The 14178-nt window shown below is 72.0% G+C and carries 16 protein-coding genes and 1 pseudogene; 9 read left to right on the forward strand and 8 right to left on the reverse strand.

Translation table 11 applies throughout. From position 1 onward, the window contains the following. The first annotated feature begins 65 nt into the window (after positions 1-65). The 4 genes from RF640_RS14085 (at position 66) to RF640_RS14100 (ending at position 2233) form a co-directional block, all read left to right on the forward strand. A complete protein-coding gene (locus RF640_RS14085; protein ID WP_336649453.1) occupies positions 66-557 on the forward strand; it encodes a carbonic anhydrase in 492 nt (163 codons plus the stop codon). A 294-nt stretch (positions 558-851) separates the two neighbouring features. After that, entirely contained in the window at positions 852-1181 is a 330-nt protein-coding gene (locus RF640_RS14090; RefSeq protein WP_035928593.1) for a hypothetical protein, read from the forward strand. An 82-nt stretch (positions 1182-1263) separates the two neighbouring features. Continuing rightward, positions 1264-1839: a dihydrofolate reductase family protein gene (locus tag RF640_RS14095; protein WP_035928595.1), complete on the forward strand. Its 576-nt coding sequence runs from the start codon at positions 1264-1266 to the stop codon at positions 1837-1839. A 7-nt stretch (positions 1840-1846) separates the two neighbouring features. Further along, positions 1847-2233, forward strand: coding sequence for an MmcQ/YjbR family DNA-binding protein (locus tag RF640_RS14100; protein ID WP_031282371.1), 387 nt, complete (start codon positions 1847-1849; stop codon positions 2231-2233). Positions 2234-2307: 74 nt separating this feature from the next. On the opposite strand, the gene RF640_RS14105 is transcribed toward RF640_RS14100, so the two are convergent. After that, a complete protein-coding gene (locus RF640_RS14105; protein WP_035928597.1) occupies positions 2308-3228 on the reverse strand; it encodes a LysR family transcriptional regulator in 921 nt (306 codons plus the stop codon). 112 nt (positions 3229-3340) lie between these two features. On the opposite strand from RF640_RS14105, the gene RF640_RS14110 reads away from it, so the two are divergent. Further along, positions 3341-4033 carry a LysE family translocator gene (locus tag RF640_RS14110; protein WP_368828188.1) on the forward strand — a complete coding sequence of 231 codons (693 nt, stop codon included), beginning with the start codon at positions 3341-3343 and terminating at the stop codon, positions 4031-4033. Between the two features lie 238 nt (positions 4034-4271). Then, a complete protein-coding gene (locus tag RF640_RS14115; protein WP_368828189.1) occupies positions 4272-6809 on the forward strand; it encodes a PEP/pyruvate-binding domain-containing protein in 2538 nt (845 codons plus the stop codon). 122 nt (positions 6810-6931) lie between these two features. Here RF640_RS14115 and RF640_RS14120 read toward each other — a convergent pair whose 3' ends face one another. Both RF640_RS14120 and RF640_RS14125 read right to left on the reverse strand, forming a co-directional pair. After that, positions 6932-7369, reverse strand: a complete 438-nt coding sequence (locus RF640_RS14120; protein WP_035928799.1) for a VOC family protein — start codon at positions 7367-7369, stop codon at positions 6932-6934. A gap of 135 nt (positions 7370-7504) precedes the next feature. Continuing rightward, positions 7505-7786, reverse strand: a complete 282-nt coding sequence (locus tag RF640_RS14125; protein WP_035928606.1) for a hypothetical protein — start codon at positions 7784-7786, stop codon at positions 7505-7507. Positions 7787-8146: 360 nt separating this feature from the next. On the opposite strand from RF640_RS14125, the gene RF640_RS14130 reads away from it, so the two are divergent. Together RF640_RS14130 and RF640_RS14135 are read left to right on the forward strand one after the other, a co-directional pair. Beyond that, positions 8147-9148, forward strand: coding sequence for a hypothetical protein (locus tag RF640_RS14130; protein ID WP_109269127.1), 1002 nt, complete (start codon positions 8147-8149; stop codon positions 9146-9148). After that, a complete protein-coding gene (locus RF640_RS14135) occupies positions 9145-9504 on the forward strand; it encodes a PadR family transcriptional regulator (protein WP_035928611.1) in 360 nt (119 codons plus the stop codon). Before RF640_RS14130 ends, RF640_RS14135 begins: the two co-directional genes overlap by 4 nt. Before the next feature lie 118 nt (positions 9505-9622). Here RF640_RS14135 and RF640_RS14140 read toward each other — a convergent pair whose 3' ends face one another. From RF640_RS14140 to RF640_RS14150, 3 genes are all read right to left on the reverse strand, one after another. Next, on the reverse strand, positions 9623-9928 hold the full coding sequence (locus tag RF640_RS14140) for a hypothetical protein (RefSeq protein WP_017832234.1): 306 nt from the start codon (positions 9926-9928) through the stop codon (positions 9623-9625). 69 nt (positions 9929-9997) lie between these two features. Then, positions 9998-10897: a dihydrodipicolinate synthase family protein gene (locus RF640_RS14145; protein ID WP_017832233.1), complete on the reverse strand. Its 900-nt coding sequence runs from the start codon at positions 10895-10897 to the stop codon at positions 9998-10000. Between the two features lie 71 nt (positions 10898-10968). Beyond that, positions 10969-11646, reverse strand: a complete 678-nt coding sequence (locus tag RF640_RS14150) for a B3/4 domain-containing protein (protein ID WP_251355874.1) — start codon at positions 11644-11646, stop codon at positions 10969-10971. A 183-nt stretch (positions 11647-11829) separates the two neighbouring features. Between RF640_RS14150 and RF640_RS14155 the strand changes: the two genes are divergently transcribed. Next, complete coding sequence (locus RF640_RS14155; protein ID WP_237740411.1) at positions 11830-12951, forward strand: MFS transporter; 1122 nt, start codon at positions 11830-11832, stop codon at positions 12949-12951. 47 nt (positions 12952-12998) lie between these two features. Here the strand turns inward: RF640_RS14155 and RF640_RS14160 are convergent. Beyond that, a pseudogene (locus RF640_RS14160) lies at positions 12999-13400 on the reverse strand (IS30 family transposase); the annotation flags it as partial. Between the two features lie 304 nt (positions 13401-13704). Then, a partial coding sequence (locus RF640_RS14165) for an AAA family ATPase (protein WP_368828190.1) occupies positions 13705-14178 on the reverse strand: 474 nt, incomplete at its 5' end.

A 14178-nucleotide genomic window follows, 5' to 3' on the forward strand; every position in this document is an offset into this window, starting at 1 on the left:
ACACCGGGGACCGAAGCCGGCCCCCGGGACGCGGTCCGCCGCACCCGTCGAGGAAAGGACCCGCCATGAGCGCCACCGACGACCTCCTGCACCACGCCGAGGCCTACGCCGCCGCCTTCACCAAGGGCGATCTGCCCATGCCCCCGGCCCTGCCGGTGGCCGTGGTGGCCTGCATGGACGCCCGGCTCAACCCCTACGGACTGCTGGGGCTGAGCGAGGGCGACGCCCACGTCATCCGCAACGCGGGCGGGGTGATCACCGACGACGAGATCCGGTCCCTGGTCATCAGCCAGCGACTGCTGGGCACCCGGGAGATCATCCTCATCCACCACACCGACTGCGGCATGCTCACCTTCACCGACGACGCCTTCACGGCACAGATCGAGGCCGACACCGGGATGCGCCCGCCGTGGTCACCGGAGTCCTTCACCGATCCCGACGACGACGTCCGCCGGTCCATGGCGCGGATCACCGAGAACCCCTTCGTCCCGCACCGGGACAGCGTGCGGGGCTTCGTCTACGACGTCACCGACGGCTCCCTCCGCGAGATCCGCTGACCCCCGCTCCGTGCCCCCACGCCGAGGACCCCTCCACCCGGTGCGGGCGGAGGAGCCCAGTTCGGGGTCCGACGATCAGAAGGCGACCGTGAAGCGGCGGCGGGAGATCGCCGGGCCGGGGCGCGACACGCGGGAGCGGCCGGTCTCGCAGAAGCCGCAGCCCAGGGCTCCGCGACGCGGCGGACCCGGGCCCGCGGGGCTGCTTTCCGCCTCCGGGGACGGCCGGTTCCCCACAGGGGACGGCGTCGTGGGCTATGAATGGAACGACCACGGACGGACCCCCAGGAGGACACGGTGACGAAGCACGACGACTCCCAGCCCATCACCTCTGTCATCAACACGGGTGAGCTGATGCGGCAGCTGGCGCAGAAGGAGGCCGACCACCGACGCCGGGTCCAGGCCTGGACCGCCGACGGCGTCGAGGAGCTGACGGACACGGCGGAGCTGCTCGACATCGCCCTGCACCACAGCGACGTCGACGTGGCGGCTGCCGCGCTCGGCAGCGACCACCTGAGCGCCGCCGACCGTCGCCACGCGGCCGACAACGCCGCCGACCCGCACGTGCGTGCTGCCGCGCGGGCGGAGGCGTCCCGCCGCGGCGAGGACCGGGACGGGCACGGCTGACGACCCGCCGCTGGACGCACGACGGACCTCGGATCCGCTGCCCCTCTTGTGCCCGGGCAGCTCCGGCGGGTTGAGTGGGGGCATGGGGAAAGTGATCTACTCCGTCGCCTCCTCGCTGGACGGCTACAACTCGGACGAGCAGGGCAGCTTCTCCTGGGCCGTGCCCGACGAGGCCGTCGTCGCCGCCCTGACCACGGACCTGGCACCGGTCAGCACCTATCTCTACGGGCGGCGCATGTACGAGACCATGGCCGTCTGGGAGACCGACCCGTCCGCGGCGACGTGGTCCCCGGAGTCGGCGCGCTTCGCGGAGACCTGGAAGCGCGCCGAGAAGATCGTCTTCTCCTCCTCCCTCGGCCGGACCTGGACCGAGCGCACCCGGCTCGAGCGGGAGTTCACCGCCGCGGCTCTCGAGCGCGCGAGGTCCGAGGCGTCCGGCGACCTCACGATCGAGGGCCCGACCCTGGCCGGCAGCGCCCTGCGGCTGGGGCTGGTCGACGTGGTCGAGCTCCTGCTGTGCCCGGTCGCGGTGGGCGGCGGCACCCCGGTCTTCCCCGACGGGCTGTCCCTGGAGCTGCGCCTCCTCCGGGAGCGCCGCTTCGACAACGGCATGGTCCAGGTCGGCTACGAGGTCCGCCACCCCCGGTCCCGCGGATAGCAGCGGCGTGGACGGGACGAGACTTCAGCAGATCGCCATGGAGGCGGCCGCCGGACTGCCGGCCGTGACGCACACCTGCCCCTTCGGCCCGGACCACGAGGTGTTCAAGGTCGTGGGCAAGATCTTCCTGATGACCACGGAAGCACCCGGGAAGCCGATCGTGACGCTCAAGTGCGAGCCCCCGCACGCGATGGCGCTGCGCCAGGAGTTCCCCACGATCACCCCCGGCTACCACATGAACAAGCAGCACTGGATCTCCCTCGCCGCCGGCCCGGGGATCACCCCGGACCTCGTCGAGGAGCTGGTGCTGAACGCCTACGAGCTCGTCGTCGAAGGACTCCCCCGGGCCAAGCGCCCGGTGCTGCGCCACACGCGCACCGGAGCACAGCCCTGAGCGGGCGTCCTGCCGTCCGCGTCCGGCGTCGGGGGCGCGATGCGAGCACGGGGTCCGTCCGAGCGGTCGCGGAGTCAGTGCTCGTCCGGTGGTGCCGGGCGGCTCCGTCGAGCGGCTTCGCGCAGCGCCGTCAGGGCCGTGTGGATCAGCCGCGCCCGGGTGGGGTGGGTGCGGGTGTGGGCGACGATGCGCCGGTGCACGGCCGGGTCGACCAGCGGCCTCGAGGTGAGAGCCGCCGGCAGCCCGGCGAGCGCGATCCGGGGCAGCACCGTGATGCCCAGCCCGGCCGCGGCGAGGCTGGTGGCCGCATGGTGGTCGTCGAGACGGGCGACGTAGTGCGGGGTGTAGCCGGCGGCGTGACAGGCGCGGGTGATGATGCGCCCGGTGGGGCCGTCGTGGATGTCGTGGTCGATCCAGGGCTCGTCGCGCAGCTGGGCCATCGTCACCGCGGGGCGTGCGGCCAGCGGGTGGTCGACCGGCAGCACCACGCAGAAGTCCTCCTCGTGCAGGGCATGGCGCTGGTATCCCTCCAGGTGGACGAGGGGCCCGTCGAGGGACTCGTTGCGCACGTCGACGTCGGGGGCCCGGCGGCCTCCGGTGGAGTGCAGCTCGTTGATGCTGATTTCCACCACCACGTCCGGGGACCGAGCGCGCAGGGCGAGCACCACCCCGGGCATCCAGGCCTGGGCCAGGGACGCGAAGCAGGCGACGGCGATCTGCTCGGCCCGGCCCTGCCGCAGATCCTCCACGGTGCGCTCGAGGCGTTCCAGGCTGCTGAGGGTCTCCGCGCTGGCCTCGCACAGGTGCCGGGCGGCCGGGGTGGCCTCGATGCCCCGGCCGCTCTTCTCGAACAGCACCAGCCCGGTCTGCCGGGCCAGGGCGCGGAGGTGCTGGCTGACGGTGGCCGGGGCCAGGTGGAGGTTCCGGGCGGCGGCGTGGATCGAGCCGGCGGCGATGACCGCGCGCAGGATGGTGAGCCGGTGCGGATCGAGCATGCCCCGATCGTACGCTTTCACCTGCCAATGCCACGGAAATCATTGCTGGTGCTGAAGGGTGACGCGGTGGCACGGTAGAGGTCTGCGGACCACTGACCGACAAGGAGCTGCCGTGGACACCTCGAGCTATCTGGCCCTGCTGGGTGTGGCCGTGGTCCTGGCCCTCACCCCGGGACCCGACACCGTCCTGACCCTGGGCTGCGCCCTGCGGCAGCGCCGGGCCGGGATGCTGGCCGCCGCCGGGTCCGCGGTGGGGGTCTTCGCCTGGGCGGGGCTGGTCGCGGTGGGCGTGGCCGCCTTCCTGGACAGCTCCCCGGCCGCCTTCCAGGCTCTGCGGATCCTCGGGGGCGCCTACCTGTTCTACCTGGGCTACCGGGCGATCACCGCCCACGCTCCCGCCCCGGCCGCCGCCGTGCCGATGACCGTCGGCCTGGCACGGACCGCGGGGTCGACCGTCACCGCCGCCCCGGACCGCCGGGAGCCCTCCGAGCCGAGGGCGCGATCGGCGTTCGCCGCAGGGCTGGTGTGCTGCCTCACCAACCCGAAGACCGGGCTGTTCTTCCTGGCCCTGCTGCCCCAGTTCACCCCGCCCGGGGCCGGGGCGCTGTTCGTCGTGGTGGTGATGGGCGGGACGGTGGCGGCCACCATCGGGGTCTACCTGCTCCTCGTGGCCCTGGCCGCCCACACCGCCGGCACCTGGCTCAACCGTCCCACCGTGGCCCGCAGGATCGAGCTCACCTCCGGGGCGGTCTTCGTGGCGCTGGGCCTGATGACCACCGTCCCCGTGCTCACCACCTGGATCTGAGCGGACTCCCCCGCGCGGCCGGCCGGAACGACCGGGGTGGAGGCACGGGCCACGTCGGCCGAACCGGTCCGTGTCGACCACCGGCACCGCCGCGCCGTCACGCTGGTTCCTCACGGCACGGGGAGGTTGACCTGCCGACCGGCCGACCGGATCATCGGCTGTGAACGGGCCACCGGACGCCCCATGGCGCTGCCCGTTCCGCACCTCCCGTCGGCCCCGGGGCACCAGAGAGGCATCCATGGACGTGATCGACCTGGCCCACATCACCTCGGCGACCACCGCGCTCGTCGGGGGCAAGGCCGTCGGTCTCGGAGCCCTCCTGTCCGCGGGCGAGCGCGTGCCGGACGGGTTCTGCCTGACCACCGAGGCCTACCGCTCGGGCGCCGTCCCCGAGCGGGCGGTGCTGACGGCCTACGAGCACCTCGGCGGTGGTCCCGTCGCCGTCCGCTCCAGCGCCACGGCCGAGGACCTGCCGGACGCCAGCTTGGCGGGCCAGCAGGACACCGTCCTCGACGTCGAGGGCGGGGACGCACTGCTCGAGGCCATCCGGCAGTGCTGGGACTCCGTGCACGGCGAGCGCGCCGTCGCCTACCGGGCCGGTCAGGGGCTGGAGACCGGCGACCTCGCGATGGCCGTCGTCGTGCAGCGCATGATCGCCCCGGCGGCCGCCGGGGTGATGTTCACGGCCAACCCGCTGACCGGCACCCGCACGGAGACCGTCATCGACGCGGTCCCGGGGCTGGGCACCGGCGTGGTGGACGGCACCATGGACACCGACCACTACGTCCTGCCCGGCCAGGGTCCGCTCCCCCGGACACAGGAGCACGGCTGCCTCTCCCCCGACCAGCTCCGCGAGCTCCAGGCGACCGGGCAGCGGGTGCAGCGCGCCCTCGGCAGCCCGCAGGACATCGAGTTCGCCTACGACGCCGAGGGCACGCTCTGGCTGCTGCAGTCCCGGCCCATCACCACGCTCTTCCCGCTCCCGGCCGGGACCGACCCGGTGCAGGGCGACCCGCGGGTCTACATGGAGGTCGGCCACATGCAGGGCCTGCGGCGCCCGGTCACCCCCATGGGCGTGTCCGTGCTGCGGGAGACGACCCGCCGCTGGCTGCAGATCATCGGCGTCGACGACGCCGTGGTCGATCCGTTCCTCGTCGAGATCGGCGGCCGGCTGTTCATGGACCTCACCGGCCTCGTCCGCAGCCCGCGCCTGCACTCCCGCGTCCCCGAGATGGTGCAGGTCTACGGTCCGGCCGTGGCGCGGGGCGTGCGGCGCGTCCTGGACGACCCCCGCTACGCGCCCCGTCCCGCCCGTCCCGGTCAGCGCGTGTTCTCCGCCGGTGCGACCGCGCGGCTGCTCCTGGCCACCGTCCCCGCCTCGCTGCTCGGCGCGCTGCGGGCCCTGGCCCGGCCCGCCGCCGCCCGCGAGCGCGCGTTCCACGAACTCGAACAGGTCCGCCGGCAGCCCCGGACCGAACCGGCGGACACGGCGGAAAGGGTCCGTTCCGCCGCCGGGCTGCAGGACGCGACGATGACCGGACCGATGATGCGCTCCCTGCCGCCCCTGTGGGCGGCGCTCATCGCCCAGGGGGTGGCCGGCTGGCTGCTGGACGGCATCCTGCAGCCCGGCGAGCTGAACGCGACCCTGCGCGGGATGCCCCACAACGTCACCACCCAGATGGACCTGAAGCTCTGGTCCGTGGCCGAGGCCGCCCGCCCGCACCGCGATCTGCTGGTCGGCGCTGCCCCGGACGAGCTCGCCGCGCGCTTCTCGCGCGGCGAGCTGCCCGAGTTCGGCCTGTCGGCCTTCCTGGCGGAGTACGGGATCCGCGGCAGCGCCGAGATCGACGTCGGCTCCCCCCGGTGGGCCGACGACCCCACTCCCGTGTTCGCCGCCCTGGCCGGGTACCTGCAGGTGACCGACCCGGACCAGGCCCCGCCGGCCCGGTTCGCCCGCGCCGCCGTCGAGGCCGAGGCCGCCCTGGCTGACCTCGTCGCACGCGCCAGGCGCACCCGGCCGCTGCGGGCCCGCCTTGCCGGGTCCATGCTGCGCCGCAGCCGGGAGCTGGCCGGCCTGCGCGAGCTGCCGAAGTTCCTCTGGCTGACCCCGCTGGCCGAGGTGCGCCGGCAGCTGCTCGCCGCGGGGGCCGAGCTCACCGGGCGCGGCCTGCTGGAGCAGCCGGAGGACATCATGTTCCTGACCCTGGACGAGGCCCTCGACGCCTCGCACGGCGCGGACCTGCGCGCGGTGGTGACCGGTCGGCGCAGGGAGCACCACCGCGAGGCCCGACGGCGGCAGGTCCCCGGCCTGCTGCTGTCCGACGGCACGAACCCCCAGGCCCTGCCCGACGACACCGCGCCTGAGCACGGGCCGGACGTGCTGGTCGGCCAGCCGGCGGCCACCGGGATCGTGACCGGGCCGGTGCGGATCGTCCACCACCCGTCGGAGGCGAGGCTGCAGCCCGGTGACATCCTCGTCGCCCCGACCACCGACCCGGGCTGGACCCCGCTGTTCCTGACCCTCGGCGGACTCATCACGGAGACCGGCTCCACGATCGCCCACGGCCCGACTGTGGCCCGCGAGTACGGCATCCCGGCCGTCATCTGCGTGCCCGACGCCACCACCCTGCTGACCGAGGGGCAGGTGGTCACCATCGACGGCGCCACGGGTCTGATCCGGATGCACGGCACGGCCGGCGGTGCGCAGCCCCTGGACGACCCGGACGCACGAGCACATCGGGCCGGGCGACCGGGCCCGGCCGCACCCGGAGAATAGGCGCATGTCAGGACGGTTCGCGCAGGTGCCCGGCATCGAGGACCCCTCGATCGGCACCCTCGAGGAGGCCGGCTGGGAGCAGCAGGCCGAGAACCCCTGGCAACGTCCGGATTGACCCGTCGTCAGCGGCTGTGCAGTTCTTCGGCGAGCATCACGATGATGCCGCTGGGGCCGCGGACATAGGCGAGCTTGTAGGCGTCCCCGTAGGTCCCTACCCCGCGCAGCGGGTGACAGCCGTGCCTCGCGGCGATCTCGAGGGCGTCGTCGATGTCGTCGACGGAAAAGGCGACGCGGTGCATGCCGATCTCGTGAGGCCGGGTGGGCTGTGTCTCGATCGCCTCCGGGTGGATGTACTCGAAGAGCTCGAGGCGACCGTTGCCGTCCGGGGTCTGGAGCATGGCGATGTTGACGTGGTTGCCGTCGAGGCCGACGGCGGTGTCCGCCCACTCCCCGCTGACCGTGTCCCGGCCCAGGACGGTCAGTCCGAGGTCGGTGAAGAAGGCGATCGCCGCGTCGAGGTCACGGACGGCGATACCGACGTTCTCGAACTTGATGGACATGTGGTGCATCGTACCGAGCCGCGGCAATCCGGTCCTGCCGACGCGTCTTCATGTTCCGAAGGACGGACCCTCAACGGCGACTGCCGTGCAGCACCCGTCGGGAACCCGAGCTGCGGATCGCCATCGTGCTCATGGTCAGGGCCCGTAGACCAGTCCGACGACGAAGATCGCCACCGGAACGCAGAGCAGACCGAAGGCGACAGCCACAGCCCCCAGAATCTCCTTCTGCGCGCGGAATCCGGCAATGCCACCCACCAGTCCACTGACCGGGGGCAGCGCGAACGTCCACAGCGGCTTGGCCACTCCCGTGCCCTGCCAATCGAGGAGCATCAGCGTCAGCGCGGTGGAGACCGGGAAAGACGCCCAGGCGATCGTCGCCAGGATGCGCTTCCGCTTCTCGCGAACCGGAGCCTTCACCAAGAGTTGTCCCTCCTCTGCTCCACCGAGGGTGGAGTATTCGATGGAATCGGTGCGTGGCCCTCAGGAGGGCATGGTCCCGCAGGAGTGCCGTGCGTCCGCAGCGGCATCCAGATGGCCGATCCCAGTATCCGGGGGTACAAGGCCGCTCCAGAGATGTCCAGATGGCGGGCGACCTGGGTGGCCGGCTCCCCGCCTCTAGATCAACTGTAGGGCGCTGCGGAACTGGGAGTCGGTGGAGATCGGGCGCACGCCCTGCCACAGACCCATCCGCCACACCCGACCGGCAGGACGTTGCCAACACCGCCGCCTCGTGCTTGTATGTAGATACGTTTTTGACCTAGATACAAGGTGGCCAGCATGGATGCGGATCAGTGGTCGGCGCAGGACCGGGGATGGGCTTCGCGCTACCGAACGGTGATGACGGGCAAGCACGTCCCGGAGTCCTCGCTCCAGGAACGTGAGCACGAGCTGCTCGACGCGGTCCGGGTGGCCCAGGTCTCTGCTGCCGAGCTCTTCGGTGATCCCACGGCACTGGCCACGGAAGATGCCGCTGAACTTGCGACAGTCGAGGAAGAGGTACGAACTTCCCTCGGCGCAGGGCTGCGGCCGGTACTGCAGGAGATCGGCGGCAGGCTGACGGGCATCAGCGCTGTCGCGGCGCTGCTCATGGTCCTGCGCCACGGGTGGTCCATCGACGTCGACATCACCCATGTGCTCGTCGCCGCCAGTGTGCTCCTGGCCTTCCTCGGGTGGGTGGTGCTTCGAGCTCTATTCGTTGCCGGCCGAGCGGGGGTGACGATCAGCGTCTCTGTCGTCCTCGGCGCGGTCGTCGTCGCGGGAATCGCCTTCGCGGCAAACCTGGGATCCGGGCACTACGCGGCACGCGATGTCCCCGTGGTACTGCTGGCCTCGGCGATGCTCACCCCCGGGGTGGTCCTGCTGGCGGTCTCCCAGCGGATGCCGCAACAGGTGCTTCGCCAGGAATGGAACGACGAGCAGTGGCTGCGTCGCTTCACCAGCGGGCTGCGCACCCGCCTGGTGCCCTCCAGATCCGTTCGGGACCACGTCACCGAGATCGAGCAGGCCCTGGAGCTGTCCGGCACCTCGGCCTACGCCGAGTTCGGGCACCCGCTGGTGCTGGCGCGCGATCTGGCCGCGACCCATCGGATCGCTCGGACACGGCGCTGGTGGGTCCTCACACTCGCCGGCACGCTCACACCCCTGGTCATCGCCGCCCTCATCGTCACCGCCCACAGCTGGGGGGCGCTGACGATCCCGGTCGCGCTGGCGTTCGTGCTGTCCGCGGCCGTGGTGCTGGGCACCGCTTGGGGCGACCGACCCTGGAGGGCGAGGCAATGACCCTCCCCGCGTGGCAGCGCGCATCCCTGCCGATGCTCCTCCTCCGTGTGCTCGCGGTGGCACCGCGGCACGGGTACGGGATCTCCCAGGCGCTCGTCTCGGCAGGACTTCAACCCATCAAGGGAGCTCAGCTCTATCCCGCCCTCGGACGGCTCGAAGACGATGGTGCGATCACCGCACGGTGGGAGCAGAGCGGACCGGGCCCCGCGCGGAAGGTCTACGCACTGACCACCGCAGGACTCGAACAGCTCCACGAACTGAACGACCAGTGGGAGGCCTTCATGACCGCGGTCGAAACCCTCGGCCGCCCCGACCCAGCCGCTACTGCCGATCAAGCACCCCCGGCCAAGACATAGCCACGCCAACGCCTGGGCCCATACCGGAACGAAACCTCAACGGTGACGTCGTTCTCGTGGGCAGTGACCGGCAGCGGGCCCTATGGGAAGCGGGGGGCGGCGTGGGCTGTGGCCTGATTCAGATCGGGCGGGATCGATCGACGATGCTGGCAACGGCGGCGGCAGCGAGGACGGCGAGGGCGCTCCTGAGGCGGTCCGCCGCCCCGCGCAGCGGGCCGCACCTGAGGACCAGGCGCAGTGTCCGGGCCGGGATGGCGAGGACCTTGCGCCCGTCGCGGGCGGTGTCCAGGCGCCGGGCGATGAACGGTCCGAGCAGGTGGGAAGCGGTGACCGAGGCCCACAGTCCCGCCACCCATCCGGACAGTCCGCCGCCCCGGGCCACGAGCACGATGGCGTCCGCCGCTCCCCCGTCGGTGCTGCGCACCGGGGTCGCGGCGAAGACATGTCGCGCCAGTGCTGCGCCCCGGCGATCCGCCCTGCGGAGCTCCTGATGTCAGCGGTGATGGTCGAGTCCGAGGTCGCCGACCACCCGGGCCACCCGATCGCGCTGCCCCTCGTCGAGGCCCTGCAGGGGCAGCGGAAGACAGGCCCTGGGAGCCAGGCCCAGCTGCTCGGCGCACGCGGCCACGACCCGCAGGCTCCCGAACTCGGCGAACAGCTCCCACAGCGGTGCCAGCCGGTCGGAGGCTGCCGCGGCCTCCTCGGCCCGTCCGTCCAGGGCGGCCCGGGCGATGCGCAGGGCCGGGGCCGGCAGGGTGCCGGCGAGGACCGAGTACCAGGCGTCGCAGCCGGCGGTCAGTCCGGCGGCGGCCGTGGCGTCCCCGGAGATGCCGATGCTCACGTGGGCCGGGAGCACCGCGCGGATCTCGCGCACCCGCGCCCGGGCCTGCTGGGGGTCGGCGGGCACGCCGGGGATCTTGAGGGAGGCGATACCGGGCAGCTGCCCGATGCGGCCGTAGAGCTCGGTGGTGAAGGTGACGTGGGTGGTGCCCGGGTTGTCGTAGACGATCACCGGCACCGAGGAGTGCGCGGTGACGGTGTCGAAGAGCCCGACCACGTCGTCGTCGGTCAGCGGCTGATAGCTCATCGGAGCCAGCAGCACCGCGGCGGCTCCGGCCTGCTGGGCGTGCTCGAGGTGGGTGAGGACGTGGGAGGTGCGCAGGGCACCGATGCCGACGAACACCGGGACGTCCCCGGCGTGCTCGACGGCCAGGTGGGCGACACGGCGTCGTTCCTCGGTGCTGAGGTAGGCGTAGGAGCCGGTGGAGCCCAGGGCGGTGATGGAGTCCACCTGCGCCGCCGCCAGCCGTCGGATCAGGCCCACGTAAGCGGACTCGTCCACCGCATCGTCGGCCAGGGGGGTGAGGGGGAAGGCGCTCAAACCGGTGAACATGGTGCTGTCTCCTTCGGTGGAACGGATGGTGGATCGCGGCGGCACCGCCGTGGGGGAAGGGCGACGAAGGGTCATGACGGGTCCCCTGGGGTGTGCTGGTCGCCGGCAGTGAACAGGCGGCGGGCGCTCCGCACGTCGGGGCCGAGATCGGCCAGGCGGGTGGCGAGGTCCTCGGCGGCGTGCAGGGCCTCGTCCGTCATGGGCGCCAGCGCGTCGAGGATGAACAGGGCCGTGGTGGTCTCCGCTGTCAGTGCGGTGCGCCGGCCCTGGCGCCAGTTCCAGCGGCGGCAGGTCACCCCGGACTGGTCGCACCACACCAGCTCGCCGGGTTCGGGGTGCTCGATCACCGGTTCACCGCCGGCCACCGTGTCGAAGGGCTCTTGGCCGGTGGCGCGTACCAGTCGCGGCGCTCCGTGGTAGCCGGCCAGGTCCTCCCCGCCGAGTGGGATCTGGTGCAGGACCGAGACCGCGTTGTAGAGATCGGTCAGCCGGTTCACCCGCGGCAGCCCGGAGGCCGCTCGGCGCGTCAGGGCCTCCAGGCTGTTGCGCGTGCGCTGCGGTTTCGCCCCGAACGCCCGGTAGGCCTCCCGCCACGCGGCCACGTGCGGAAGCTGGTCCACCGGCCGGTCGGCCAGGGCACGGGCGGTGGCGGCCTCGGCTTCCTGGAGCAGCGCCTCACCGGCCGCATCGCTGGGGCCCGGCGCCCGTGCTGGCGACCGGCCCTGTCGCGATCCCCCAGGTCGAGGGATCGAAGGATGCCGGACATAGGCTGGCGTCATCATGTCGATCATCATTGTCCGCGACCAGCAGTCACCCGTAGGGCCGCTACGCCGCACAGCCCCCGCTGAGGCGCGCCACGATGACGGGGCCGTCGTCACGGGCCACGATCGATGGTGAACAACTCGGTCTGGCGGGCGCCGGGGATGCCGCTGATGCTGACGATGACCGCCCTGGGCTTCTCGGGATATGCCGCGCTGCTGGCCGTCGCGCCACTGTGGGCGGTGCACGGCGGCGCTGACACCGCCGGCGCGGGGCTGGTCAACGGCGTGCTCATGCTCTTCACCGTACTCACCCAGCTGTTCGTCCCCAGGGCCCTGCGCCGCTTCGGCTGGGCGCCGGTCCTCGTGGCGGGCATGCTCCTGCTGGGACTGCCCGCCCTGGCCCACGGCGTCAGTGACGCCCTGGGGCCGACCCTGGTGCTCTCCGCGGTGCGCGGGCTCGGATTCGGCGTACTGACTGTGACCGGCAGTGCACTGGTGGCCGAGCTGGTGGAGCCACAGCGTCGCGGGAAGGCGATCGGTGCCTACGGCCTGGCGATCGCGGGACCGCAGATCCTGTTCCTGTCGGCGGGACCCTGGATCGCCGAACAGCTCGGATTCTGGGTCGTGTTCACCCTGGCAGCCCTGCCCGTTGTCGCCGTCGTGCCCGCGATCGGTCTGGCCCGGATGCTGGACGGCGTCCCGGAGGGGGACGAGGAGGATGAGCGGGCGCCCTACCTGCGCCTCCTCCCTCCGATGGCGCTGCTGACCGGCGTCACCCTGGCCGGCGGCGCGCTGATCACCTTCATGGCCCAGATGAGCAGCAGTGCCGCGCTGACCGCCCTGGCGCTGCTGCTGATGAACCTCGCCGCCGCACTCACTCGTTGGCGGATCGGCGCACTGTCCGACAGGTACGGCCCACGCCGGTTCATCGCGCCGCTGGTGCTGCTGACCACGGCCGGCATGATGACCATCGCCTGGGCGGTCCGCGATCCCCGGGCCACCGAGGCCCCGATGTTGATGATCGGAGCAGCGATGGTGGGCATCAGCTACGGCGGCCTGCAGAACCTCACCCTGGTCGTGACCTTCCACGCCGTCAGCCGGCCGCACTACGGTACGGCCAGTGCGGTGTGGAACATCGGCTTCGACATCGGGACCGGTCTCGGGTCGGTCCTGGTGGGCATGATCGCCGCAGGGACCTCGTTCAGCACCGCGTTGTTGATCACGGGTGCGATCTCACTGCTGACTCTGCCGCTCGCGCTGCGGCGTCGCACCGCCGGGCCGCAGGTGAATTGATGCCGCAGACACTGCTGGCGCGGACGAGGAACGGCGGATTCTGGTGGTCATTGCAACAGCAGGTCGCCGATCACTTCGATCGGTTTCTGGAACTCTAGGCGTTTGCGGGGACGGTCGTTGAGCTCCTCGGCGACCGCGTCGAGCTCTGCGGCAGTGAACGCTGAGAGGTCGGCGCCTTTCGGGAAGTATTGGCGCAAAAGGCCGTTGGTGTTCTCGTTGATACCGCGTTGCCAGGGCGAGTGTGGGTCGCAGAAGAAGATCTCGATCCCGGCGTCCACCCGCACCTGCTTCCAGTCGCGCATTTCCGTGCCTTGATCCCAGGTCAGCGACCGTCGCAGCGCCTCCGGCAGTGTCTTGATCTTCGCGGCCAGCCCGTCACGGACCTGTTCGGGTTTGTAACCCTCGGGCAGGTGAACAAGCATCGTGTAGTTGGTGGTGCGTTCCACCAGGCACCGACCCAGGCCACCCCGAGCAACACCGCGCCTCCGAGCACCGGCGCCCCGGCCCCCACCCAAGCGGCCGCCGGGCGGTGCAGTACCCCGCCGGGGGAACCGGCCGCCATCAGATCCCCCAACGAGGCACCGAGACCCAGGACTCCGGCGACCGCCCAGGCCACCAGCACCACCGTGACGAAGAGCCCGGTGTAGACGTCGACGAACCGATCCGCACCTCGAGCCCGGCCCTGGGCCTGGGCTGCTCGCAGGAACACTACGATCTCGGCGGGCTCGGCAGGCTTCAGGCCGGCACCGCCCGTCACGACTGGCCCTCCCGCTGCGGCTCAGCCGTAATCGGTGGCAGGGCACCGTCGGAGTCGAGGCTCAGCACGGTGGTGCCCACCGTGTCCGCCAGCGGCGCGTCGTGGGTGGCGATGAGCAACCCCGCCCCTGCCTGCCGGGCGGTGACCAGACGGTCGGCCAAACGGGCACGCATCAGAGTGTCCAGGCGCTGTTCGGGCTCATCGAGCACCAGCAGCTCGAACGGGCGGATCAGGGCCGCGGCCAGCAGCGCCCGCCGACGCTGGCCTGAGGACAGAGCGAACGGCGAGGCGTCCACCCGGTCCTGTAGCCCGAACTCGACCACCGCCTCAGCGGCCACGACCGGCGCATCGGCCACCCCGTGACCGCGCAGCACCAGTTCCAAGTGATGCCCCACCGACTGTCCCGTGACGGGTTCAGTGGAGGCTTGATAGTGCCGCTCCGGCGGTCGCCGGGGCGGTGTGGTGACGAT

Origin of the sequence: Kocuria sp. CPCC 205231, from assembly GCF_040980965.1 — a bacterium.
Classification (GTDB): domain Bacteria; phylum Actinomycetota; class Actinomycetes; order Actinomycetales; family Micrococcaceae; genus Kocuria; species Kocuria rosea.